Annotated in this window: 17 protein-coding genes; 9 read left to right on the top strand and 8 right to left on the bottom strand. The window is 71.1% G+C overall.

The genetic code is table 11. The features are described from left to right. Positions 1 to 84: 84 nt before the first annotated feature. The 3 genes from AS594_RS05905 to AS594_RS05915 all read left to right on the top strand — a co-directional run bounded on the left by AS594_RS05905 (position 85) and on the right by AS594_RS05915 (position 3,744). Complete coding sequence (locus tag AS594_RS05905; RefSeq protein WP_069926011.1) at positions 85 to 945, top strand: SCO6745 family protein; 861 nt, start codon at positions 85 to 87, stop codon at positions 943 to 945. 126 nt (positions 946 to 1,071) lie between these two features. Further along, positions 1,072 to 1,218, top strand: a complete 147-nt coding sequence (locus AS594_RS44500; protein WP_167367988.1) for an LPFR motif small protein — start codon at positions 1,072 to 1,074, stop codon at positions 1,216 to 1,218. A 96-nt stretch (positions 1,219 to 1,314) separates the two neighbouring features. After that, entirely contained in the window at positions 1,315 to 3,744 is a 2,430-nt protein-coding gene (locus AS594_RS05915; RefSeq protein WP_069926013.1) for a Tex family protein, read from the top strand. 116 nt (positions 3,745 to 3,860) lie between these two features. On the opposite strand, the gene AS594_RS05920 is transcribed toward AS594_RS05915, so the two are convergent. From AS594_RS05920 to AS594_RS05945, 6 genes are all read right to left on the bottom strand, one after another. Then, the gene (locus AS594_RS05920) at positions 3,861 to 5,498 is read right to left on the bottom strand and encodes an ABC-F family ATP-binding cassette domain-containing protein (RefSeq protein ID WP_069926014.1); all 1,638 of its coding nucleotides are present in this window, start codon (positions 5,496 to 5,498) and stop codon (positions 3,861 to 3,863) included. A 68-nt stretch (positions 5,499 to 5,566) separates the two neighbouring features. Beyond that, complete coding sequence (locus tag AS594_RS05925) at positions 5,567 to 6,595, bottom strand: oxidoreductase (protein ID WP_069926015.1); 1,029 nt, start codon at positions 6,593 to 6,595, stop codon at positions 5,567 to 5,569. Between the two features lie 159 nt (positions 6,596 to 6,754). Continuing rightward, positions 6,755 to 7,516 (bottom strand): DUF899 domain-containing protein, encoded by a 762-nt coding sequence (locus AS594_RS05930; protein WP_069933348.1) that lies wholly within the window; start codon positions 7,514 to 7,516, stop codon positions 6,755 to 6,757. A gap of 604 nt (positions 7,517 to 8,120) precedes the next feature. Further along, positions 8,121 to 9,860, bottom strand: a complete 1,740-nt coding sequence (locus AS594_RS05935; RefSeq protein ID WP_079144773.1) for a BCCT family transporter — start codon at positions 9,858 to 9,860, stop codon at positions 8,121 to 8,123. A gap of 78 nt (positions 9,861 to 9,938) precedes the next feature. Further along, positions 9,939 to 11,219: a M14 family metallopeptidase gene (locus AS594_RS05940; RefSeq protein ID WP_069926018.1), complete on the bottom strand. Its 1,281-nt coding sequence runs from the start codon at positions 11,217 to 11,219 to the stop codon at positions 9,939 to 9,941. Then, the gene (locus tag AS594_RS05945) at positions 11,219 to 13,201 is read right to left on the bottom strand and encodes a Xaa-Pro dipeptidyl-peptidase (protein ID WP_069933347.1); all 1,983 of its coding nucleotides are present in this window, start codon (positions 13,199 to 13,201) and stop codon (positions 11,219 to 11,221) included. Before AS594_RS05945 ends, AS594_RS05940 begins: the two co-directional genes overlap by 1 nt. Before the next feature lie 166 nt (positions 13,202 to 13,367). On the opposite strand from AS594_RS05945, the gene AS594_RS05950 reads away from it, so the two are divergent. Beyond that, the gene (locus tag AS594_RS05950; protein WP_069926020.1) at positions 13,368 to 14,882 is read left to right on the top strand and encodes a M1 family metallopeptidase; all 1,515 of its coding nucleotides are present in this window, start codon (positions 13,368 to 13,370) and stop codon (positions 14,880 to 14,882) included. Between the two features lie 308 nt (positions 14,883 to 15,190). After that, positions 15,191 to 16,219 (top strand): LacI family DNA-binding transcriptional regulator, encoded by a 1,029-nt coding sequence (locus AS594_RS05955; RefSeq protein WP_069933346.1) that lies wholly within the window; start codon positions 15,191 to 15,193, stop codon positions 16,217 to 16,219. A gap of 65 nt (positions 16,220 to 16,284) precedes the next feature. Here AS594_RS05955 and AS594_RS05960 read toward each other — a convergent pair whose 3' ends face one another. Both AS594_RS05960 and AS594_RS05965 read right to left on the bottom strand, forming a co-directional pair. Then, entirely contained in the window at positions 16,285 to 19,062 is a 2,778-nt protein-coding gene (locus AS594_RS05960) for a glycosyl hydrolase (protein WP_069933345.1), read from the bottom strand. A gap of 198 nt (positions 19,063 to 19,260) precedes the next feature. Then, positions 19,261 to 20,130, bottom strand: a complete 870-nt coding sequence (locus AS594_RS05965) for an oxygenase MpaB family protein (RefSeq protein ID WP_069926023.1) — start codon at positions 20,128 to 20,130, stop codon at positions 19,261 to 19,263. A 253-nt stretch (positions 20,131 to 20,383) separates the two neighbouring features. Between AS594_RS05965 and sph the strand changes: the two genes are divergently transcribed. The 4 genes from sph (at position 20,384) to AS594_RS46010 (ending at position 23,904) form a co-directional block, all read left to right on the top strand. Beyond that, on the top strand, positions 20,384 to 21,397 hold the full coding sequence (gene sph, locus AS594_RS05970) for a sphingomyelin phosphodiesterase (RefSeq protein WP_069933344.1): 1,014 nt from the start codon (positions 20,384 to 20,386) through the stop codon (positions 21,395 to 21,397). Positions 21,398 to 21,545: 148 nt separating this feature from the next. Continuing rightward, complete coding sequence (locus tag AS594_RS05975) at positions 21,546 to 22,745, top strand: cation diffusion facilitator family transporter (RefSeq protein WP_079148271.1); 1,200 nt, start codon at positions 21,546 to 21,548, stop codon at positions 22,743 to 22,745. A 35-nt stretch (positions 22,746 to 22,780) separates the two neighbouring features. Beyond that, positions 22,781 to 23,350, top strand: a complete 570-nt coding sequence (locus tag AS594_RS46005) for an FAD-binding oxidoreductase (RefSeq protein ID WP_069926025.1) — start codon at positions 22,781 to 22,783, stop codon at positions 23,348 to 23,350. Continuing rightward, positions 23,347 to 23,904 (top strand): BBE domain-containing protein, encoded by a 558-nt coding sequence (locus tag AS594_RS46010; RefSeq protein ID WP_069926026.1) that lies wholly within the window; start codon positions 23,347 to 23,349, stop codon positions 23,902 to 23,904. Before AS594_RS46005 ends, AS594_RS46010 begins: the two co-directional genes overlap by 4 nt. Positions 23,905 to 23,936 lie beyond the last annotated feature (32 nt).

A 23,936-nucleotide genomic window follows, 5' to 3' on the forward strand; every position in this document is an offset into this window, starting at 1 on the left:
CGTCCGCAATGACGAGTACCCCACCTTTCCTGCCATGGGGCCCCGACGCTTCCCGACGTACTGACCAGTCGGTAGCGTACGGACATGACTTCCCTTCCCGCGCGCGCCGGCCGCCGCTGCCACAACGCCCTCAATCCGCTCCACTCGACCGTGTACTTCTCCCCGGACTTCACGAAGGAGCTGGCGGGGGTGGGTATCGAGGACAGCAACGCCGCCTACTTCGCGGGCCGCGGCGCCGCCATGGGCGCGGTCGGGGCGGGTGTGATCACCGCCGCCTTCTACAACTTCAACCACGAGCTCGTGGCGCGTCACGTCCCCGAGGTGTGGCGCACCGCCTCGCCCGGCGTCGTACTGGAGGCGCGCCTGCGCGCCGTCGACACCACCCTGCGCCGGCTGCTCGGCGCGGAGGCGCTCGCCTCCGACGAGATGGCGGAGGCCGCCGGGCTCGCCCTGCGCGCCGCCGAGGCGTGCACCCGCCACGCGCGCCCGCTGTACGCCGCGCACGCCGACCTGCCGGTCCCGGAGCGGCCCCACCTCGCGTACTGGCACGCCGCCACTCTGCTGCGCGAGCACCGCGGGGACGGCCACCTGGCCGCGCTGCTCGCCGCGGGGCTCGACCCGCTGGAGGCGCTGGTGAGCCACACGGCGACGGGCAAGGGCATGTCGCCGCGCTGGACGCTGGCGACGCGCGGCTGGAGCCGTACGGACTGGGAGGCGGCGTCGGCGCGGCTGCGGGATCGCGGGCTCCTGGATGCCGGGGGCGGGCTGACCGAGGCGGGCACCGCGCTGCGCGCCGAGCTGGAGGAGGTGACGGACCGGCTCGACTCGGCGCCGTACGAGCACCTCGGCGCGCAGGGCACGGAGCGGCTCACCGAGCTCGGCCGGGGGTTCCTCGCGGTCGCGCTGGGGGCGGGCGCGTTCCCCGCGGATCTCACCGGCCAGTGACGTCACCGTGACCCCGCCCGGAACAGCACCCGCTGCTCAGGGCGTTTGGGCGACGCGATGACGGACACCCGTGCTGTGTCGGACAACGTGATGTGTGTCGGACACCGAGACAGCAGGAGGTTCAACGTGTTGCGTGCGATTGCAGATGGACTGCGGATGATCGGCTCGGCCATCGCGACAGTGGTGACTCTGCCCTTCCGGCTGGTCGCCAAGCTCTTCGGAGGCGCGTCGAGCACCGCGTCCCGCGGCGGCGGACGCGCGCGGCGCGCCTGACGGCCCCGCCGCAGGGCGCGCGCGACAGAAGGCCCGGCAACGCTGCACAATGCAGGCTCAAGCACAGCCCGCAGGAGAAGGCGAGTCGGGAACATCGTGACGACGTCCATCGAAGGCAGGATCGCCGAGGAGCTCGGCGTAAAGGAGCGGCAGGTCCGGGCCGCCGTCGAGTTGCTCGACGGCGGCTCGACCGTGCCGTTCATCGCTCGCTACCGCAAGGAAGCGACCGAGATGCTCGACGACGCGCAGCTGCGCACGCTCGAGGAGCGGCTGAGGTATCTGCGGGAGCTGGAGGAGCGGCGGACCGCCGTCCTGGAGTCCGTACGCGAACAGGGCAAGCTGGACGAGGCCCTGGAGGCGCGGATCCGGGCCGCCGACACCAAGGCGCGGCTGGAGGACATCTACCTGCCGTTCAAGCCCAAGCGCCGTACGAAGGCGCAGATCGCGCGGGAGGCGGGGCTCGGACCGCTGGCCGAGAGGCTGCTGGCCGACCCTTCGGTGGAACCGACGGCCGCCGCCGCCGCGTTCGTGGACGCGGAGAAGGGCGTCGCCGACGCGCAGGCCGCCCTGGACGGTGCCCGCTCGATCCTGACGGAGAACTTCGCGGAGGACGCCGATCTGATCGGTGAACTGCGCGAGCGCATGTGGTCGCGCGGGCGGCTGGTCGCGAAGGTCCGGGAGGGTAAGGAGGAGGCGGGCGCCAAGTTCGCCGACTACTTCGATTTCGCCGAGCCGTTCACCGCGCTGCCGTCGCACCGGGTGCTCGCCATGCTGCGGGGCGAGAAGGAGGACGTACTGGATCTGGTTCTGGAGCCCGAGGAGCCGTCGGCTTCGGAGGCGACCGGGCCTTCCACGTACGAGAACATGATCGCCCGGCGGTTCGGGGTCTCCCAGCAGGGCCGTCCCGGCGACAAGTGGCTGGGCGACACGGTGCGGTGGGCGTGGCGGACCCGGATCCTGGTGCACCTCGGGATCGACCTGCGGCTGCGGCTGCGTACGGCGGCGGAGGACGAGGCGGTGCGCGTCTTCGCGGCGAACCTGCGTGACCTGCTGCTGGCGGCCCCGGCCGGGACGCGGGCGACGCTCGGGCTCGACCCCGGGTTCCGTACGGGCGTGAAGGTCGCCGTCGTGGACGCGACCGGCAAGGTCGTCGCGACCGATGTGATCTACCCGCATGTGCCCCGGAACAAGTGGGACGAGTCGCTGGCGACGCTGGCGCGGCTCGCCAAGAAGCACGACGTCGAGCTCATCGCGATCGGCAACGGCACCGCGTCCCGCGAGACCGACAAGCTCGCCGGTGAGCTGTGCGACAGGCACCCCGAACTGAAGCTCACCAAGGTGATGGTCTCGGAGGCGGGTGCGTCGGTGTACTCGGCGTCCGCCTTCGCCTCGCAGGAGCTTCCGGACATGGACGTGTCGCTGCGCGGCGCCGTGTCCATCGCGCGGCGGCTCCAGGACCCGCTCGCCGAGCTGGTGAAGATCGACCCGAAGTCGATCGGTGTCGGGCAGTACCAGCACGACCTGGCGGAGGTGAAGCTGTCGCGCTCGCTCGACGCGGTGGTCGAGGACTGCGTCAACGGTGTGGGTGTCGACGTCAACACGGCTTCCGCGCCGCTGCTTTCGCGGGTGTCGGGCATCAGCTCGGGGCTGGCGGAGAACATCGTCGCGCACCGGGACGCCAACGGCCCGTTCCGGTCCCGCAAGGGGCTGAAGGATGTGGCGCGGCTCGGCCCCAAGGCGTACGAGCAGTGCGCGGGCTTCCTGCGGATCCAGGGCGGCGAAGACCCGCTGGACGCGTCGAGCGTGCATCCCGAGGCGTATCCGGTGGTGCGGGCGATGGTGAAGACGGCGGGCAGCGGGGTCGGCACGCTCATCGGCAACACCGCCGTGCTGCGGTCGCTGCGGGCCGCCGATTTCGTGAACGACAAGTTCGGGCTGCCGACGGTGTCGGACATCCTGAAGGAGCTGGAGAAGCCGGGGCGCGACCCCCGGCCCGCGTTCAGGACGGCGACCTTCAAGGAAGGTGTCGAGAAGATCGGTGACCTGGAGCCGGGGATGATCCTGGAGGGTGTGGTGACGAACGTCGCCGCGTTCGGGGCGTTCGTGGATGTGGGCGTCCACCAGGACGGGCTCGTCCATGTCTCGGCGCTGTCGAAGACCTTCGTCAAGGACCCGCGCGACGTCGTGAAGCCGGGTGACGTGGTGCGGGTGAAGGTCATGGATGTCGACATTCCGCGCAAGCGGATCTCGTTGACGCTGCGGCTGGAGGACGAGGTGGCGGCGACGGCGCCCGGCGGCGAGGCGAAGCGGGATCGGGGCGGTCCGGGTGGCCGTCCGCCGGCGCAGCGGCAGGGCGGCCGAGAGCGTCGCGGTGGCGGTGGCGGCGAACGGCGTGGCGCTGGTGGTGCCGGTGAACGGCGTGGCGGTGGCGGTGGCGGTGGTGCGCGGCAGGCGCCGGCGCCGTCGAACAGTGCCATGGCGGACGCGCTGCGGCGGGCGGGGCTGACGGACCCGAAGCGGGGCTGAACCGGGGGCTCGCCCCCGGGGCCCCGGCCCTCCGGTCGCCGGACAGACGCGCCACGAGTCCGTCCGGCGACCGGGGACACGCCCGAAGAGCTCCGGGGGCCGGGGGGGCCGTTGCCTCAGAGTTCGGTGACCTTGCCGTCCGCCACTTCGATGCGGCGGGTCGTACGGACCGCGTCCAGCATGCGGCGGTCGTGGGTGACCAGGAGCAGCGTGCCCTCGTACGAGTCCAGTGCGGACTCCAGCTGCTCGATCGCCGTCAGGTCCAGGTGGTTCGTCGGCTCGTCGAGGACGAGCAGGTTCACGCCCCGGCCCTGGAGCAGTGCGAGCGCGGCGCGGGTCCGCTCCCCCGGCGAGAGCGTGGTGGCGGGGCGCAGTACGTGCGCGGCGCGCAGGCCGAACTTGGCCAGGAGGGTGCGTACTTCCGCCGGTTCCGTGTCGGGCACCGCGGCGCAAAAGGCGTCCAGAAGCGACTCGGAGCCGTAGAACAGGCCGCGTGCCTGGTCGACCTCGCCGACGACGACGCCGGGGCCGAGTGACGCGTGGCCCCCGTCCAGCGGAAGGCGGCCGAGCAGGGCGGCCAGCAGCGTGGACTTGCCCGCGCCGTTGGCCCCGGTGATCGCCACGCGGTCGGCCCAGTCGATCTGGAGGGACGCCGGGCCGAAGTCGAAGTCGCCGCGCGCGACGGTCGCGTCGCGCAGCGTTGCCACCACCGCACCGGAGCGCGGGGCCGCGGCGATCTCCATGCGCAGCTCCCACTCCTTGCGGGGCTCCTCCACGACGTCGAGGCGCTCGATCATGCGCTGCGTCTGGCGCGCCTTGGCGGCCTGCTTCTCACTCGCCTCGCTGCGGAGGTTCTTGCCGATCTTGTCACTGTCCGTGGCCTTGCGGCGGGCGTTCCTGACGCCCTTGTCCATCCAGCCGCGCTGCATCTGCGCCCGGCCTTCCAGCGCGGCCTTCTTGTCCGCGAACTCGTCGAAGTCCTCGCGGGCATGGCGGCGCGCGGTCTCGCGCTCCTCCAGGTAGGCCGCGTAGCCGCCGCCGTACAGCTTGATCTGCTGCTGGGCCAGGTCCAGCTCCAGGACCTTGGTGACGGTGCGGGTGAGGAATTCGCGGTCGTGGCTGATGACCACCGTGCCGGCCCGCAGACCGGAGACGAAGCGCTCCAGGCGCTCCAGGCCGTCCAGGTCCAGGTCGTTCGTGGGCTCGTCGAGGAGGAACACGTCGTAGCGGGACAGGAGGAGCGAGGCCAGTCCGGCGCGGGCCGCCTGGCCGCCGGACAGGGCGGTCATCGGCTGGTCGAGTCCGACGGTCAGGCCCAGGGTCGCGGCCACCTCTTCCGCCCGCTCGTCGAGGTCCGCGCCGCCCAGTTCGAGCCAGCGGTCGAGGCTGTCCGAGTACGCGTCGTCCGCACCCGGGGTCTCGTCGACGAGCGCCTGCGTGGCCGCGTCGAGGGCGCTCTGGGCGGCCGCCACTCCGGTACGCCGGGCCAGGAAGGCCCGTACCGTCTCGCCTTCGCGGCGCTCGGGCTCCTGCGGGAGGTGCCCGACGGTGGCGGTGGGCGGCGAGAGCCGCAGCTCGCCCGCCTCGGGGGTGTCGAGTCCGGCGAGCAGGCGCAGCAGCGTGGACTTGCCCGCGCCGTTCACGCCCACGAGGCCGATCACGTCGCCGGGGGCGACCACCAGGTCGAGCCCGGCGAAGAGGGAACGGTCGCCGTGGCCTGCGGCGAGATCTTTGGCGACGAGAGTGGCAGTCATCAGGGGACGATCCTACCGAGCGCCCGGCGCGGGACCGTCGGCAGATGTGGTCCGAGGGGTGCGCCCCGTCAGTGGATCATGGGGGCTGTCAGTACCGCACCGGCCGTTCGGGCCACGACGAACGACTGGCCCTTCGTCGCCCGGCCGTCCAGCGGGATCCGGTGCTCCCCCGGTTCCAGCACGCCGTCGAAGACCTCCTGGGTGTGGGTCCGGTACAGCCGGTCCAGGCGGTACGCGATGAGCTGTACCCGGCAGGTGGACGTCACCACGACGTCCGCTTCGCCGCGCCGCGCCGCCAGCCGGGCGAGACGGCGCCGCTCCGGTGGGCTGCGGTCCAGGGCCGCCTCTATCTGGGCGACGAGGAGCGGGGTGATGGGGGCGAGGCCGTCCACGTAGACGACGTCGGCGCCGGCGCCCTCGAACGCCTGCCGCACCGAGGCGCGTACGCGCTCGTCGACGGCCCTGCCGAAGGCCACCGCTCCGTACGCCCGCAGCTCTTCGGGCGGTACGCCGGCCGCGTCGCCGGTGATGTCCGCGCCGATGTTGATCGTGCGCAGCGCGGCGGCGAGCTTCGCCAGAACGTCCACTCTCGCGCCGATCAGGAGAACCCTGCGGCGGGGTGGCGGCTCCTCGTCGCCGGCCGCGAGGAGGAGCTCCAGCGCCGTCCGGTACTCCCGGCCACGGAAGCGGAAGGGACCGATCCCGTGGTAGCCGTTCCGGTCGAGGTCCGCCACCTCGGACGTCTGCCAGGCGAAGTCCCGCCAGACGAAATCGTCCCCGGACCGTTCGATCACGGCGGTGACCGCGCCGCACTCCAGGCTTTCGCACTCGGGGCAGCCGTAGATGACGTACCTGCTCTGCGGGAGGGGCGCGTCCGCTTCCAGCAGCAGACCGCGCACCTGGGCGGTGAAGACGGCGGGCGGTACGTCGGCCGCCAGCGGTGACACCGCGTCCAGGTCGGAGAGCTGGTGGAGCAGCGGGCGGCCGTCGATGACGAAGTCCATGAAATCGCGGTGCACTTGGTAGTCCCCGTTGACGAGAACACCACCGGCCCGCATCGCCGGAGACAGCCCGAAAGTCGCGTAGTCGGCAGACATGTCCTGAGTATCCCCACGTATGACCCGATGTGAGCACACGCCGCGGAATTGCGTCGGGTGCGACGTGCGCCCACTCGTGGACCGCCGGTGGTCGCGGCGCGTTGACCGTGCCCTTCCGCGCGGCCGCCGAACGGGCCGCACGGCCGGAGCCGGTTCGAGCTAGCTCTGGTACTCGTCGTGGCGGCGCAGCCAGAAACTGGTCTCGTTGCGACCGAGTGGCGCGCGGTCGAGCCACTGGTACATGCCCCAGAGGCTGTCGACCCCGCGCGCGTACGCGGAGTAGGTGTGGTGGACGACGCCGTCCCGGAGCACGAACGCGCTCATGCCGGCCCCTTCTCGCCAGTACGTCGCCCAGTCCGTTCCCACGCTCAACGCGATCTCGTCGAACCCCGCGCTCTCGGCGCCCTCCGGCAGCCGGAAGTCCGTCGTGCGGAAGTTGTACTCGACGGCCCCCGCGTGCCACTCCTCCTCCGTGTGCGACGCCTGGAAGTCGTAGGTGAAGTCGCCACCGGACGTGGAGGCCCACGGGAAGCTCCAGCCCATCCGCCGCTTGTACGCCTGGAGCTTCTCCAGCGGGGCCTGCGACACCGCGCAGAGCGTCACGTCGTGGTTCGCGAGGTGGACGACGGCGCCGTCGAAGCCGTCCGCGATCGCCGAGCAGAACGTGCACCCTGCCGTGTAGTCGAGTCCGAACATGAAGTGGTAGACGAGCAACTGCGAGCGCCCCGCGAAGAGATCGGTGAGCGATGCCCCGCCCTCGTCGGTCTCGAAGCGGTACTCCTTGACGATGGGAACCCAGGGCAGTTCCTGTCGCCGGCGCGCCAGTTCGTCACTGCGCCGCGTCAGGTCCTTCTCGGCTTCGAGCAGTTCCAGCCGAGCCGCCAGCCATGCTTCCCGGGTTCCGGTTCTGTTGTCCGACACTGTTTCTCCCCCCGCTCCGTTGCCTCAGCAACGCGCTTCGTGTTCTCCGGCCGCTCCTTTGCTGGTCGGCCGCGAGTACGGCCACATACCGCGGCGATTCGTTCACTGCCGCGGAAGCCGAACACGCTACCCACCTTCCGTCAGTTTCTGGCCATGATTCGCGCATTCAGTTTCCGGCCCTACTGCGCGCGGTGATGGTCGTGGGCGGCGGGTTGGCTCCGCCGGCCACCGGTTCGTGTCGGCGGAGCGGGGGCGGCCGGTGCGGACGTGGGGCCGCCGCCCCGCGGAACGGACGTGCCCGGCCGTGACGGAAGCGCTGGTGGGGGCCCTACGGCATCGATTCAGCGGAAGTCGTGGGCGAGTGGTCGCCGGACTCGCTGCGGGTCCGGGAGCGCATGGCCCGTACGCCCGGAACCACCGGTGTGCGGCTGCGGGGCGGGGTCCGGCAGGGTGCTGTGCGGTACGGCCCCTGCCGCGTGCGGCGGCGGGAGGCGTCCTGCCGGCGCTGCCCCTCCCCGCACCGTGACGTGTGGGGAGGGGGGCGTTCCGCACCCCTGCGGGCACCCCCTGCCGGCACTGGGGGTGCGCCAGGGGACTCGCGGGGTCAGGGAGTCTTCTTGCCGTCGTTCCCCTCTTCCGCTTCCGGCCCCGGACCCGGACCCGGACCGATGCGGATCTCGAATTCGCCCGCGTACTTCTCGTGGCCCGCGATCACCGCGCTCTCGACCGCCTCCTCCGCGATCTCCCCGCGGACGATCAGCGGGTCCTGGCGAAGGTCGCGCATCAGGGCCAGGCACATGCCGATCATGACGAGTACGAAGGGCGCCGCCACGAGGATGGTGAGGTTCTGGAGGCCGGCCAGCGCGTCCCCCTTGCCGTCGCCCACGAGCAGCATCACCGCTGCCACGGCGCCGGTCACCACGCCCCAGAAGATGACGACGAACCGGGCCGGTTCGAAGGTGCCCCGCTGGGAGAGCGTGCCCATCACGATGGAGGCGGCGTCGGCACCGGAGATGAAGAAGATGCCGACCAGGATCATCACCAGGAGGCTCATCGCGCCGGCGATGGGGAACTGCTGGAGTACGTCGAAGAGCTGGCCCTCCGGCGTCGTCTCGTCACCGAGCTGCCTGCCCTCCTGGAGCTTCATCGCCGTACCGCCGAAGACGGCGAACCAGACCAGGCTGACGGTGCTGGGGACGAGGATGACGCCGCCGACGAACTGACGGATCGTACGCCCGCGGCTGATGCGCGCGATGAACATGCCGACGAACGGCGTCCAGGAGATCCACCACGCCCAGTAGAAGACCGTCCAGCTGCTCAGCCACTCGGAGACCTCGCCGCCGCCGGTCGCGGCCTCGGTACGGCCGGCCAACTGCGGGAGTTCGTCGATGTAGGCGGCGAGGGAGGTGGGGAGGAGGTCGAGGATCAGGATGGTCGGGCCGGCGATGAAGACGAAGACCGCGAGGATCACCGCCAGGACCATGTTGGTGTTGGACAGCCACTGGATGCCCTTCTCGACGCCGGAGACGGCCGAGAAGACGAACGCGGCGGTGAGGACTCCGATGATGGAGATCAGGAGTCCGGTTCCGGCCTTCTCCATCCAGCCCAGTTCGCGGAAACCGCTGCCGATCTGGAGGGCGCCCAGGCCGAGGGAGGTGGCCGAGCCGAAGAGGGTGGCGAAGATGGCGAGGATGTCGATCACCCGGCCGGGGGTGCCGTCGGCGCGCTTCCTGCCGATGAGCGGTACGAAGACGGCGCTGATGGTCTGCCGCCTGCGGCGCCGGAAGGTGCTGTACGCGATGGCGAGGCCGACCACCGCGTAGATCGCCCACGGGTGGAGCGTCCAGTGGAAGAGGGTGGTGGCCAGGGCCGTCTGCATGGCGTCCGCCGAGTCGGCGGGGTCGGTGCCGGGCGGCGGGGTGATGTAGTGCGCGAGCGGCTCGCTGACGCCGTAGAACATGAGGCCGATGCCCATGCCGGCGCTGAACATCATCGCGACCCAGGAGACCGTGCGGAACTCGGGTCCCTCGTGCTCCTGGCCGAGCGGAATCCTGCCGTAACGGCTGACGGCCAGCCAGAGAGCGAAGACCACGAAGCCGGAGGCGGCCAGGACGAAGGCCCAGCCGCCGTTGTGCATCAGGCCGCTCAGCATGCTGTCGGAGACTCGCTCCAGCGTCCCGGTGAAGACGGAGCCCCAGAGCACGAAGGCCAGGGTGAGCACGGCCGTCACGCCGAACACCACCCGGTCGGTCCGGGGCGTCTCGTCCTCGTGCGGGTGGCGGCCCGGGAGAGCCGCCCTCACCGGCAGGCGAAGCCGTTGAGCCGGTTTCTGTTCGTGCGACACAAGCGGCACCTTTCGGGAATTACTGAGCTTGATTTCGCTCCCGTACCCCCTACCACATGTGTTGCACGTCACAACTGCCTAACAGCTGGTGTCGGGCCTCCCGGTTGTCAGGTGGTACGCCGCCCGGTCGTCGAGGAGCAGGACGGCCAGGTCGCGCCGGGACTGCCGAAGGGGTACGTACGCGCCCTCGGTGTCCCGGTGAGCGGTGACGCCGTGCAGTGCCAGTTCGTCCCCCACCTCCGCGTACTGCGCCGGGGAGAGGTGGTAGCCGCAGGGGGGATTCTGGATCGTCTCGGCGGGTTCGGGCGGGTCGTTGTCGGCGCCGCCGAGGTGGACGGGGCCGCGGTCCGCGAAGCCTTCGAGGCGCGCGAGCGCGGTCGCGGCCCGGATGCTCGGGCGCCGCTCGTCGATGAACGTGAACGCGCCTGTGAGGGCCGCGAGTTGGGTGTTCACGCGCCGCTTGTTGTTGAGGGCCGGGTCCTTCTTCTCCTCGTCCGTGAGCGGGTCCACGCGGGTTTCCACCAGGAGGCCGACCGCGTGCTTGATGCCCGCCGTGTTGCGCAGGATGCGCTCCTGGCCGTCGCCCGCCACCTGTTTGACCGGCTCACCCGTCACCGGGTCCGTCCAGATGCCGTAGATGCCGCTGCTGAATCCCGCGTCCTCGGCGTGCGGGCGCACATAGGACTCGGAGAGGGTGCGGGCCTCGGCGTGCACCTTGCTGTGGGTGTTGGGGTTGCGGGGCCAGAGGGAGAGGAGGTCCTTGTCGTAGTAAGGCGGGGTGGCGCCGTACTCGTGCAGGTCGTAGACGACGTCGGGCCTGTGGTCGCGCATGACGGCGGCCATCGCCCGTCCCTCGGCCGTCTTGAGGGCGATGTGGTCACGGTTGATGTCGATGTTGTCGGAGTTGGTGCGGGTGCCGGCCGCGCGGCCGTCGGGGTTCGCGGTGGGGATGACGAGGACCGTGGTGCGGGCGAGGAAGTCGCGGGTCTTCTTGTCCCTGGCGTACGCGAGGTCCCTGACCGTCGTCAGGCACGCCTCACGTCCGGACGGTTCGTCGCCGTGCTGGGAGCAGATCAGGAGGACGGTGGTGGAGGTGTGCCGCTGGGCGGCGATGCGTACGAGTCGAAGCGGGCGGTCGAGTTTCGTCGTGCCGATGGTGGACATCGTGACGCGCTCGCTGGCGCGGTCGACCGCGGTCAGGAAACTCTGCTCCTCCGGCTGCGTCGTCCAGCGGGCGCCGCCGGTGGCCTCGAAGCCCGTGCGGGGCGGGGCCGGGGACGCCTGGGCGGTGGTCGTGGCCAGGGGTGCGGCGAGGGTCGCGGCGGCGGCGAGTGCGAGGGCGCGGATACGCGGGTGCATCAGCGGGTGGCTCCCGGGATCGGGCGGACGGGGCGGGGTTCGGCCACGCCGTCGAGGCGGGCGCCCCGCGCGGTGGCGGCGGGCGATCCGGCGGTGGCGCCCGCGAATGCCTTGGCGCCGCCGACGACGGGCAGCTCCGCGGCCGTACGGGACAGATCGACGGCGAGGGTCGGGGTGGAGGCGGGCGGGTCGATGAGACCCGCGTCGGTACCGCCGACGATCAGGGCGAGCCGGTGTCCGGCGGGTACGACGTGGTCGCTCGCGTGGAGGTCCAGGGTGATCGTGTACCGCTTGCCCGGGGTGAGCGGGCGGCCCTTGCCCGCGTCGGCGTAGGTGCCGAGATCGGCCCAGCCGCGGCTGAAGACGGTGTAGTCGACGTTCGCCGTACGGGCCGACGTCTCCTTGAAGCAGGAGCTGTCACCGGCGGTGCTCGGCCCCCAGCAGGTGCGGTTGGCGAGTGTGGTGATGCCCTCGCCCGAGGCGGTGTAGTCGCGGATCGTGTCGGGGCCGAGGTCGACGAGAACGGCGGAGAGGTGAGCGGTGGAGGTGGAGGGCGTCGCCGTCACCGTCACCGCGGAGGAGCCGGAAAGGCGCAGGTCGCGGGTGAGCGGCTGGGTGGTGAAGCCGGCCTTGGATGGGGTGGGTGTGTCGATCGCGGCCGCCCAGTCGCTCTCGGAGAGCTTCGGGTCGTCGGTGAAGGTCTCCGTGGCGCCGGGGGCCGCGCGCTTCAGCGACAGGGTGCCGACGCCGGGCGCGGAGCCCTTGCCGGGGCGCAGTGTGGTGGCGTCGGTGGAGCGGGGCGGCCAGACCTTGTCGGTGGACCACTGGTCGGGAGCGCGCTCGATGTCGGCCATCGGCTCGCGGTCGATGCCGTTGTCGTAGCCGAGGAGTTCGTGGTCGAACCAGCGGTGCAGAGTCCGCACCCAGTCCGCCCGGCGGAAGTCGAACGGGTCGACGTGGCCGGTCTGCGAGAGCCAGATCTTGCGGTCCACGCCCGCCTCGGCGAGGGCGTCCCACCACTGGCCGAAGTGCTTGGCGCGGACGTTGAGGTCCTGCATGCCGTGTACGACGAAGACGCTGGCGTTCACGTCCCCCGCGTCCGGTACGTAGTCCCGCTCGGCCCACAGGGGGGTGAAGTCGCCGTTGCGCGGAGCCTCGTCGACGAGGCGCTTTTGCACCGCCTGGCAGCGGGCGCGGGCCTCGGGGCTCTCGACGTAGTCCGACAGCCACTCGGGGCCGCTATCGTAGAGGGGCGCGCCCTGCGCGAAGTAGTAGTCGTACCAGGAGGAGATCGCGCCGATCGGGACAATGGTCTTCAGGCCCTCGACGCCGGTCGCCGCGACGCCGTTGGCGACGGTTCCGTCGTAACTCTTGCCGATCATCCCGGTGTTGCCGGTGGACCAGCGGGCCATGGCGCGCTCCGTTCCGGTGCGGGTCGTGTACGCCTTGCCGCGGCCGTTCAGCCAGTCGACGACCGCCTTGGCCGACTGGACGTCGGAGTGGCCGCCGACGTCCACGCAGCCGTCGGAGCGGTTGGTGCCGGCCAGATCGACGGCGACGAACGCGTAGCCGCGGGGTACGAAGTAGTTGTCGTAGTAGAGGGGGAACCGGACCGGGTTCCCGTCGGCGTCGTACGTCTTCTTCTGGCTCTCGTTGCCGCGCCCGCAGCAGGCGTAGTACGGGCTGGCGTCCATGATGACGGGGATCTTCCTGCCCTGCTGGGCGGGTTCCCGGGGGCGGACGATGTCCACGGCGACGCGGTCGGTCCTGCCGTCGGCGTCCGCGTCCGTCCTGGTGTCGACCCATACGGCTTCGCGGATCGCGTTGTCGTAGGAGTAGACCGGTCTGCTCTCCTTTGGCGCGGCGCCCGCGGCGCCCTCCGCGACGCCCGCCGGGGTCAGTGCGACCGCCATCAGGGCGGCCGTGGCCACCGGTATGAGCCTTCGCCACTTCAAGCGGGATCTCCGCGCAGGTATGGGCATGGGGCTGGAAGGTACTCCGGTCAACTGCCGTGCAAAAGAGGGCAGGAGGGGGACTCGTGTCGGCCGGATGGCAGTCGTGTGACAGGAGCGACCATGGACATGACTGGTGGCAGGTGGGCTGAATAGGGTGCGAACAGATCCTTCGGACTGACCACTTGGAGCATCCGTGCACCGCAGATTTCTCGTCCCGGGCGCCCTGGCGGCCTCACTTCTGCTGGCGATCCCGGCATCGGCCGCGAGTTTCGGCCCAGGCGCTCCGGGCATCGGGGACACCTACTACCCGGCCAGCGGCAACGGCGGCTACGACGTGTCGCATTACGACCTCCGCCTCAAGTACCAGCCCACGACGGACCTGCTGGAGGGGACGGCGACGATCCTCGCCACCGCCACGCAGAACCTCTCGCGCTTCAACCTGGACTTCGGTCTGGGGGTGAGCGAGGTGCGGGTCAACGGGAAGAAGGCCACGTTCGTCAAGGAGGGCGACCAGGAGCTCGTCGTCACCCCGGCGGCCCCGCTGGAGAAGGGCCGCTCCGTCTCGGTCGTCGTGCGGTACGCCGGAAAGCCATCGCAGCTGAAGATCGCCGGTTACACCGCCTGGCACCGCACCCCGGACGGCGGCGTCGCCGCGCAGGAACCCGACTCGGCCGTCTGGTGGTTCCCTAGCAACGACCACCCGCTGGACAAGGCGACGTACGACGTCTCCGTTTCGGTGCCGGACGGCACGCAGGCCATCAGCAACGGCGTCCTCCAGTCGCAGAGTTCGCGGCTCGGATGGACCCGCTACAACTGGCGCTCGAACAAGCCGCAGGCCAGCTACCTCGCCACCCTGGCGGTCGGCAAATTCGACATCACGACGGACAGGACGGCCGACGGGCTGCCCGTGCTGAACGCCTACAGCAAGGACCTGGGGCACAACGCCGGGGCCGCGCGCGCCAGCGTCGAGCGGACCACCGAGGTCGCCGAGTACCTGAGCGAGGTCTTCGGCCCGTACCCCTTCAACGCGCTCGGCGGGTATGTCCCGAACGTGACCAGCGGATACGCGCTGGAGACGCAGACCCGGCCGTTCTACAGCCCCCGCCAGTTCGCGAACGGCGCGAACGTCTCGGTCGTCGTCCATGAGCTGGCCCACCAGTGGTACGGCGACAGCGTCGCGGTCAAGGGCTGGAAGGACATCTGGATCAACGAGGGCTTCGCCCGCTACAGCCAGTGGCTGTGGTCCGAGAAGGAGGGCGAGGGCACGGCGCAGGAGCTGGCCGACTACGTCTACGGGACGCGCGCGGCCGACGACCCCTTCTGGACGGTCGCGCCGGGCGACCCGGGGCCGGACAACCAGTTCCACGCCGCCGTGTACGACCGGGGCGCGCTGGCCGTGCAGGCGCTGCGCAACGAGGTCGGCGACGAGGACTTCTTCACGATCCTGAAGGGGTGGCCGGCCAAGTTCGCCCACGGCAACGCGAGTGTGGCCGACTTCGTGAAGTACGCCGAGAGCGTCTCGGGCAAGCCGCTGGCCGGACTCTTCGACACCTGGCTGTACCAGCCGTCGAAGCCGGCTGCCCCGGCCGCGGCCGGGTCCCGGATCGCGGGTTCGTACGCCGGTGAGAGCGCGAAGCCCGTACAGCCCAAGTCGTGGAAGAAGATCGCCGCGACGAACTCGGTCCACGAGCACGACGACCACCACTGAGCGCCGGTACGCCGCCGCGCCCCTTTGTGCGGGTGGGGGCGCGGCGGCGTCGTGGCAGGCGCGTCGCGGTGGTTCGCGGCTCGTCGTGGCGGGTGCGCGGTGGTTCGCGGCGTCGACGCGGGTGCGCGGTGGTTCGCGGTGTCGTCGTGGTGTAGTCGTGATGGGTGCGAGTGGTGGATTCGCGGCTGGTCGCTGCGGGTCGCCGCCGCCGGTTGCCGCGGGTTGCTGAAAGCGCTCTCACGCGGTCGGAGCGGCAGATATCCTCCCCCCAGCACCCCTCTCCGCCGACCCGCCGAGGAGCACCCGCCTTGCCCGGACAGCCCGCTGGCTACCGCCCCACTCTGGAAGCCGTCGCCGCCCGCGCCGGAGTCTCGCGGGCCACCGCCTCCCGTGTCGTCAACGGGGGTGCGGGCGTCCGGCAGCCCCTGGCCGACAAGGTGCGGGAGGCCGTCGAGGCGCTGGGATACGTCCCGAATCACGCGGCCAGGTCATTGGTGACCCGGCAGAGCGGCGCGGTGGCCGTGATCATCGCCGAGCCCGAGTTCAGGATCTTCTCGGACCCCTTCTTCGAGCAGCAGGTACGCGGCATCAGCAGGGAACTGACAGCGAACGACTCGCAGTTGGTCCTGTTGTGGGTGGAAGGCACCGGCGACTACGACCGCATCGCCCGCTACCTCGGCGGCGGCCACGTCGACGGCGCGCTCGCCTTCTCGCTGCACGCCGACGACGGTCTGCCCGCCCTCATCGGCCGCGCCAAGGTACCGACCGTCTTCGGCGGCCGGCCCGGCTCCGGCGCCGCTGCGGTCCCGTACGTCGACTGCGACAACCGGGGCGGCGCCCGCAGCGCCGTACACCACCTCGTCGGCCTGGGCCGCCGGCGCGTCGCGCACATAGCGGGCCCCCGCGACCAGACCTCCGCCACCGACCGCGCCGACGGATACCGCGACGTACTGTTCGACGCCGATCCCGCGCTCACCGCACAGGGCGACTTCACCGTGGACAGCGGTGCGCGGGCGATGGCGGAGCTGCTGGACCGCAGACCGGATCTGGACGCCGTCTTCGCCGCGAACGACCTGATGGCGGCGGGTGCGCTGCGGGTCCTGCGGGAGCGCGGCCGACGGGTGCCGCAGGACGTCGCGGTCGTCGGGTTCGACGACGTGGCGGGTGTCGCCGAGGCAACCGATCCCGCGCTGACCACCGTCCGTCAGGACATCGAGGGGATGGGCCGGCTGATGGTCAGGCTGCTGATGCGGGTCCTGGGCGACGGCGGAGGGGAAGGGGCCGCGCCCGCCTCGGTCGTCATGCCGACGGAACTGGTGCGGCGGGCCTCGGCCTGAGCGGCCGGGCCCGCCGCGGTGGGGGGCGGTGCCGTGGGGGTGCGCTGCGGTCGGGTGCGCTGCGGCTACTGGAAGGGAATCACCAGCACCGAATCGCCCGTGCCGGTACGGAGCTTCGCCGTGCCGTTGCCGATGGCGCTCCACACTTCGAGGCGTACGGTGCCGCCCTTGAGGTCGCCGAGTGTGCCCGTCGCCGACTTGAGGCCGCGTGCCTGGGTGTACTCCTCCCAGCCCGCCACCGGATCGGTCGCGAAGTACTGGTAGGTCTCCGTCCGGTCGTACGTGCCGTCGCCGGTCAGGTCGTAACTGACCCGGGCCTGCTGGCCCAGGCCGACCGCCGTGCCCGCGTCGACCTGGAGCCGGAAGGCCGTCGGCGTACCGGACTTGAGCGTGCCGTTGACCCCCTTGGCGGTGTACGTCAGCGGCTGGTGCGGGGTGCCGTCGTGGTTGGCGCCGCCCGCCGAGGCGATGGTGTCGGTGGCGGCGGTGGTTCCGGTGGCCGTGGTGAGGGTGCCGCCGGTGCGCAGCTGGAAGGTGTTCCCGGTGGGCGGGTCGGGGTCGGGGTCCGGGTCGGTGCCTCCGGTGCCGGTGCCGGTCGCGGCCGAGCGGGCCGGGACGGTCAGTTTCGCCCCGTCGGAGAAGGTGACCGTACGGGCGGTGGAGGTGTGGTTGTGGGCGGCGTACGTCCGTACCGTTCCCTTGGTGAAGACGGCGGACGTCGGGATGTCGCCGCTGATCGTCGCGTCGGGGGCGCCGAGCGTGTCGAGGGTGCTGATCCAGTGGTAGGTGTGCGCCTTCGACTCGCCCTGCTCGGGGGTGTAGCCCGCGTGGCCCGCGTCCCACTTGGCCTTGGCGGCGCCCGGGTCGGCCAGTGACTGGAACTCCCAGAGGATGTCGCGCCATTCGACGGCCGGTCCCCCGTTCTCGCGTTCCATCTCGGCGAGGTTGCGCCGGATGGCGGCCTTCTCGCCGCCCAGGTGGAGTGAACCGCCGGTCACCGGGAGGACGTTGATGCCGTGGATCTCCTCCGGGTTGGCCGTCCACCAGGTGGCGTACGCCCCGCCGCTCCCCCACACCATGCCGACCGTGTCATGGCCGAAGGAGGACGGGAAGACCTGCTCGTCGGCGTCGAACCAGTACTGCGCGATCGCCTCCGACTCGGTGGTCAGGAGGTACGTGCCGAGGTCGCGCAGGGCCGTGTCACCGGTCGCCGCGCCCCACAGGACGAGTCCGGCGCTGAGGTTGGTGGACTCCGACGACGACTCCTGGTTGTTGCCGGCCGCGAAGCCCTGGTGGCCGGAGGCCCAGCTGTGGCCCGCATACACGTCGAAGCCGCGCAGGAAGGGGAAGGCGGTGTCGGTGCGGCTGGGGTTGGCGGCGTCCCGTACGAGCGTCTTGACCATGCCGCCCCACGCGGAATCGGCGGCCCAAGCCGGGTCGTACTGGGCGACGATCGCGGCGGCGTAGACGTAGTAGCTGTAGTGGAAGTGGTGGTCGTTCAGCTCGGTGTCGCTGCCGTACGACGCCGGGTAGCCGGTCAGGGTCTTCCAGGTCCTGTCGTACGAGAACTCGTTGGCTCCGCCGGCCGTGAACCAGTCCTGGAGACGGCCCTTCATCAGGCCGAGCAGCTTGTCGCGTACGGCGGTCTCCCCGATCTGGTCGGCGACGGGCACGAGCTGGGCGAGGCGGCCCAGCGCCTTGCCCGTCCAGTAGGTGTCGGTGGCGCCGGAGAAGGGGTCGGCGGCGTTCGCGGCCTCGTTGAGGTAGCCACGGAGCCGCGCCTTGTCGACGCCGCTCGACTGCGGCAGCGCGGGCAGCACGCCGGAGGCCCGCTGGCTGGTGGTGAAGGAGGCGCCCTCGCGGACCTTCATCGTGCCGCGCGGCGAGACGTAGGTGTACGGGGTGAGCGGGTCGGAGGTGTGCAGCCACTGGTGGCGGTAGAGGGCCTGGAGCGTGCCGGTCTCGCTGCCCTCCTTCGCCTCGGTGGTGAGGGTGTACGTCGCCTTCACGGTGCCGCCGGTGGTGTTCCAGCTCGCCTTCGAGCCCGTCACGAAGCTGTAGGCGTACTTCTTGTACGTCGCGAGGGCGTCGGTGGAGGGGAGCACGGCGAGCGAGAAGTAGTCCTTGGCGCCCAGACCCGCGCTGAGGGTGGAGCCGGCGATGTTCCAGTCGCTGCCGGTCGGTGCGAAGAGGGCGTAGTGGTGGCCGGCGACGGTGATGCCGAGGACGTTGCCCTGGTCGGAGAAGACGGTGGGCGCGGCGGCGGTGGTGATCTGGGCGCCGGCGCCCGAGCCCTTGGCGTACACGAAGGGCATGCCGTGGCCGATGGTGGTGCGCAGGGTGCGGGCGCCGTCGGACCAGTAGGGCGTGACGGTCCAGTCGGACCAGTCGTCGGCCTTGGTGTCGGGCGAGTTCAGGCCGGTCAGGCCGAGCGTGAGGTCGCGCTTGTGGGCGTACTCGTACTGGCGGCCGTCCCCGACGACGGCGGGAGTCGTCGGGTAGCCGACCTCCAGGCCGGCGGCGGTGGACTGGTAGGTGAGCGGGTGGCCGTACATCGGTGTGGAGTGCGGGTTGTCGCCGTACCGCTGGAAGGCGAGGGAGGACCACCAGTCGTTGGTGGGGAGCGGCTTGTCCTTCGCGGCGGGGGTGAGCTTGGGGGTGACGGGTGTGCCGGTGTTGGTGGTGGGGCCGGAGGTTCCCGCGGGGCGTACGTCGGAGTAACTGCCCGCCCCTACGGGGACGGTGGCGGCGGCGGCCGGGGAGGCGGCAGACCCGAGGCCGAGGGCGGTCAGGGCGGAGACGAGGACCAGCGCGGACACGGTTCTGAAGGGAGGAGCTGACATGGACGGCACCTCTGGGTGGTGGGGGAAGGGCGTCCGAGAGCGCTCTCAGATAGCAGGGAACGTAAAACTCCTGAAACAGAAGTGTCAATACATGTGACACAGACGGCAGTTGAGGGCGTCGCAAACCCCGGAGCGTTCAAGTGTTTACGGATGAGGGCATGCGGCGGCATGCTCGGAGCAGGGTTGCAGGGAGCGCTCTCACTTGCCGTGGGCGACCTGTTCGCGGCGCCGCGCCCTGGCCTCGCGCGCCAGGGGCAGGTAGCGCAGCCGCTCGGGCAGCATCGGAACCACGGCGCGTACGGCGCGGCTGAACCGGCGCAGCCTGCGCTCCTGGACGTCGCTCCACTCCAGCCCCAGCGCCTCCCGCGCGTCCGGCGGCATGTACCCGACGGTGACGAACGCCCTGAAGCGGGCCAGCGGCGGCAGCAGGACCGGCCACAGGGCGCGCAGGACGACCCGCACCGGCAGCGGCCCCCGGTCGGGGGCGGGCACCGGGCTGTCGGTGGCGATCAGCTCGCGCACCACCACGGTCCGTTCCAGTTCCCCGGCCAGCATCTCGCGGTAGTACGGCCAGAAGGCGTCGACGGTCTGCGGCATGTCCCGGTCGTCGATGCCGAGGATCCGCCCGACCTGGAGCCACTCCGCGTACAGCTGCCGCTCCTGCGCTTCGGTGAGGGGCCGGAAGAGGTAGCCCAGCGCGTGCCGGTAGCAGGGGAAACCGGTGGCGTGGACCCAGGAGTAGTGGGCCGGGTCGAGCGCGTGGTACGGGCGGCCGTGCGCGTCGATGCCCCGGACGGTCCTGTGGAGCCGGCGGAGCCGGCGGCCCTCCTCGGCGCCCGCCGCTCCCCCGTACACCCACAGCTGCAAGGAGCGCAGCGACCGTTCGCCGCGTCCCCACGGGTCCGTGCGGAAGACGGAGTGCTGGTCGACGCCCGCGCCGACGGCCGGGTGCGCCACCTGGAGGGTGAGCGCGGCGGGCAGCATGAGCAGCGCGCGCACGTCACCGGCGACCGACCACAGGACGCCGTCGGGCGGAGGCGGCGCGGGGTCCTGCCCGCTGATCTTCATGCCTCCAGTATGCGATTCGGAGCGGGGGCGTGCGATCAGCACGGGAGGCCGTACGACCGGCGCGCACGGACCGGGAGGGGCGGGGCCGGGTCAGAGCCGCCGGCCGGCCAGGCGGCCAGCCTGCCGGAAGAAGGAGTTGGGGAGATCGTGTGCGCGCCGCAAGGCATTCGCCGTCCAATGGCTACCGGAAGGTAACTCCGGCTGATTTGATGTGCCGCGCCGATCCTTGCCCCCACCCCGAACGGGAGACCCCGTGCCGTACTCCGCGCTCCGCCGCACCCCTGGCGCAGCCCTGGCCACCGCACTCGCGGCCGCCACCCTCACCGCGACCGCACCGGCCGCCACGGCGGGGCCGGTGACCCCGGCCGCCGCGTCCGCGTCGGCCGAGGTGCCCTCGCTGAAGGTCCTGTCGTACAACACGTTCCTCTTCAGCAAGAACCTTTACCCGAACTGGGGCCAGGACCACCGCGCGAAGGCCATACCCGCGGCATCCTTCTTCCGCGGCAACGACGTCGTTGTCGTCCAGGAGGCGTTCGACAACAGCGCCTCCGACGCGCTGAAGAGCAACGCCGCGGCGCAGTACCCGTACCAGACGCCGGTGATGGGCCGCGGCAGGACAGGCTGGGACGCGACCGGCGGGTCGTACTCCTCCACGACGCCGGAGGACGGCGGGGTCGCGATCCTCAGCAAGTGGCCGGTCGTCCGCAAGGAGCAGTACGTCTACAAGGACGCCTGCGGCGCCGACTGGTACTCCAACAAGGGCTTCGTGTACGCCGTACTGGACGTGAGCGGCACGCGCGTCCACGTCGTCGGCACGCACGCCCAGTCCACCGACCCGGGCTGCGGCGCGGGCGAGGCCGCCCAGATGCGCAGCCGGCAGTTCAAGGCGATCGACGCCTTCCTCGACGCGAAGAGCATCCCCGCCTCGGAGCAGGTGATCGTCGCGGGTGACTTCAACGTCGACTCGCACAGCCCGGAGTACGCCACGATGCTCACCGACGGGGGCCTGACCGGCGACGACGCGCGCACCGGCCACCCGTACTCCTTCGACACCGCCGACAACTCGATCGCCTCCGAGCGCTACCCCGACGACCCGCGCGAGGACCTCGACTACGTCCTGCACCGCGCCGGGCACGTCAAGCCCGCGGGCTGGACGAACGAGGTGATCAAGGAGCAGAGCGCGCCCTGGACCGTGTCCAGCTGGGGCAAGCAGTACACGTACACGAACCTGAGCGACCACTACCCGGTGGTGGCGGCCGGCCGCTGAGCCACGCCCTCCGGCCGGGCCCGCCGTGCTGCGCCGCGCGGCGGGCCCGGCACCGGGGCCCACGACGCAATCGCAACTCGTTCGCACCTGGTCACAGGCGGTTTTTCGGCAGTGGCCGCAGGGGAGTTGATGTGCCACGGTGGTGCCCATGACGGGTCGCGAACACGGGCACGGAGACGTACGCGGAGACGTACGCGGAGACGGACGCGGGGACCGGCACGAACACGGTCGGGACCATGGTCATGATCATGGAAATGGGCACGACAACGGGCGCGGGCGGCGGCGCTGGAACCGCCATCACCATCACTCCCACGACCGGATCGACTCCGCCCTGGAAAGCTCGGCGGCGGGGATGCGGACCCTCTGGTTCTCCTTCGCCGTCCTCGCGGCCACCACCGCAGCGCAGGCCGTCGTCGCCGCGCTGTCCGGTTCGGTGGCACTGCTCGGTGACACCGTGCACAACGCCGCGGACGCCCTGACAGCCCTCCCCCTCGCCGTCGCCTTCCTGCTGGGACGGCGTGCGGCGACCCGCCGCTACACCTACGGCTTCGGGCGGGCCGAGGATCTGGCAGGTGTCTTCGTGGTCCTGGTGATCGCCGCCTCGGCGGTGTTCGCCGGGTACGAGGCACTACAGCGCCTGTTCGAGCCACAGGAGGTCAGTCATCTCCCGGCGGTCGCCGCGGCCGGGCTGATCGGCTTCGCGGGCAACGAGTGGGTGGCGCGGGCCCGTATCCGCACCGGGAGGAGGATCGGTTCCGCCGCCCTGGTGGCCGACGGGCTCCACGCCCGCACCGACGGCTTCACCTCCCTCGCCGTCCTGCTGGGCGCGGGCGGCTCCGCACTCGGATGGCGTTACGCCGACCCGCTGATCGGGCTGGTGATCACGGCCGCGATCGCGCTGGTGCTGCGCGGCGCGGCAAGGGAGGTCTGGCACCGGCTGATGGACGCGGTGGATCCGGCTCTGGTGGACGCGGCCGAGCACGCGCTCTCCCACGTCGATGGCGTACGGGCGGTGGGCGCCGTCCGCATGCGGTGGCTCGGCCACAGTCTGCGCGCCGAGACGTCCGTCGTGGTGGACCCGGGGCTGACGGTGGTCGAGGCGCACGCGGTGGCGGTGGCGGCGGAGCACGCGCTGCTGCACGCGGTGGGACGGCTGAGCGGCGCGACGGTCCATGTCGACCACGCGCCCCGGCCCGCGGCGCCCGACCCGCACGCGCCCCTGGCCCACCACAGCGCACAGGGCGCGACTTCGGCGCCTCGACCGCTGGCCCGCGCAGGCCGCGGGACGCCGGCACATTCACCCGAACGGGTTCGTAACTCTTCGCGCACGACTGATAACTTGGAGTGAGTGCCTGAAGCTCTGATCTGCCCCGGGGGGAAGCCGTGACTGCGCATCCGATCGAAGTGGGACCCAAGGACGCGCGGTACGACGCGCTGCGCCGGGGCTTCAACCAACGCTGGATCGCCGACCCGGCCTACGTCGTGGTGGCCACGTCGGCCGACGACGTGGTGAAGGCGGTCGGCAAGTTCGTCGCCGACCCGGCCAACTCCCAGCGCCGGATCACCGTGCGCTCGGGCGGTCACTGCTACGAGAACTTCGTCTCCTCCGCGAACGTCGGGGTCATCATCGACGTGAGTCAGATGAACCGGGTCTATTACGACCCGGAGATGAGCGCGTACTGCATCGAGGCCGGTGCCACGAACTGGCACAGCACCACTCAGCTCTACCGGTCGACCGGCCTTGCCCTGCCCGGCGGCTCCTGCTACTCGGTGGGGCTGGGCGGTCACGTCTCGGGCGGCGGTTACGGGCTGCTCTCCCGGTACTTCGGCCTGACGGTGGACTACCTGCACGCCGTGGAGGTGGTCACCGTCGCCGACAGCAGGACCCCCAAGAAGACCGTGGCCCGCAAGGACTCGGCCGACGAGGCGCTGCGCACAAGTCGGCGTACATGACGAAGGGGTTCACCGAGCACCAGATCGAGGCGATCCACCGCCATCTCACCGACGCGGAGTACAAGAACCCGGAGGCGGTGCTCCAGGTCGATTCGTACGGCGGGGCCGTCAACGACGTGCGGTCGGAGGAAACTGCTGTGCCGCAGCGCTCCTCGGTCATGAAACTCCAGTACCAGACGTACTGGACCTGGGGCACGGACGCCGACAAGAACGGGTTCTTCGATTACCGGGACGCCGAGAAGGACCCGGAGATCGCCGGTCCGCATCTGCGCTGGATCCGGAACTTCTACCAGGACGTCTACAAGCCGACCGGCGGAGTGCCGGCGGTGGTGGATCCGGCCTTCCCCGCGACCAAGGACGCGAACACGGACGGCTGTTACATCAACTACCCCGACGTCGACATCTCCGATCCCACACTCAACACGCTGGGCCAGCCGTGGCACCAGCTGTACTACAAGAACAGCTACCAGCGTCTGCAACGGGCCAAGAAGCTGTGGGATCCGCACAACGTCTTCCGCCACGAGCAGTCCGTCGCCGTGCCCGCGGCCAAGTAGGCAGCAGGCCGCCGGGCCGCCCCGGACGTGAT

The sequence above is a fragment of the Streptomyces agglomeratus genome (assembly GCF_001746415.1).
GTDB lineage: Bacteria > Actinomycetota > Actinomycetes > Streptomycetales > Streptomycetaceae > Streptomyces > Streptomyces agglomeratus.

Coding starts and splice junctions, on each gene's coding strand:
- AS594_RS05905 (WP_069926011.1), top strand. CDS start 85: ATGACTTCCCTTCCCGCGCGCGCCGGCCGCCGCTGCCACAACGCCCTC.
- AS594_RS05920 (WP_069926014.1), bottom strand. CDS start 5,498: ATGACTGCCACTCTCGTCGCCAAAGATCTCGCCGCAGGCCACGGCGAC.
- AS594_RS05925 (WP_069926015.1), bottom strand. CDS start 6,595: ATGTCTGCCGACTACGCGACTTTCGGGCTGTCTCCGGCGATGCGGGCC.
- AS594_RS05940 (WP_069926018.1), bottom strand. CDS start 11,219: ATGCACCCGCGTATCCGCGCCCTCGCACTCGCCGCCGCCGCGACCCTC.
- AS594_RS05945 (WP_069933347.1), bottom strand. CDS start 13,201: ATGCCCATACCTGCGCGGAGATCCCGCTTGAAGTGGCGAAGGCTCATA.
- AS594_RS05960 (WP_069933345.1), bottom strand. CDS start 19,062: ATGTCAGCTCCTCCCTTCAGAACCGTGTCCGCGCTGGTCCTCGTCTCC.
- AS594_RS05965 (WP_069926023.1), bottom strand. CDS start 20,130: ATGAAGATCAGCGGGCAGGACCCCGCGCCGCCTCCGCCCGACGGCGTC.
- AS594_RS05975 (WP_079148271.1), top strand. CDS start 21,546: ATGACGGGTCGCGAACACGGGCACGGAGACGTACGCGGAGACGTACGC.
- AS594_RS46010 (WP_069926026.1), top strand. CDS start 23,347: ATGACGAAGGGGTTCACCGAGCACCAGATCGAGGCGATCCACCGCCAT.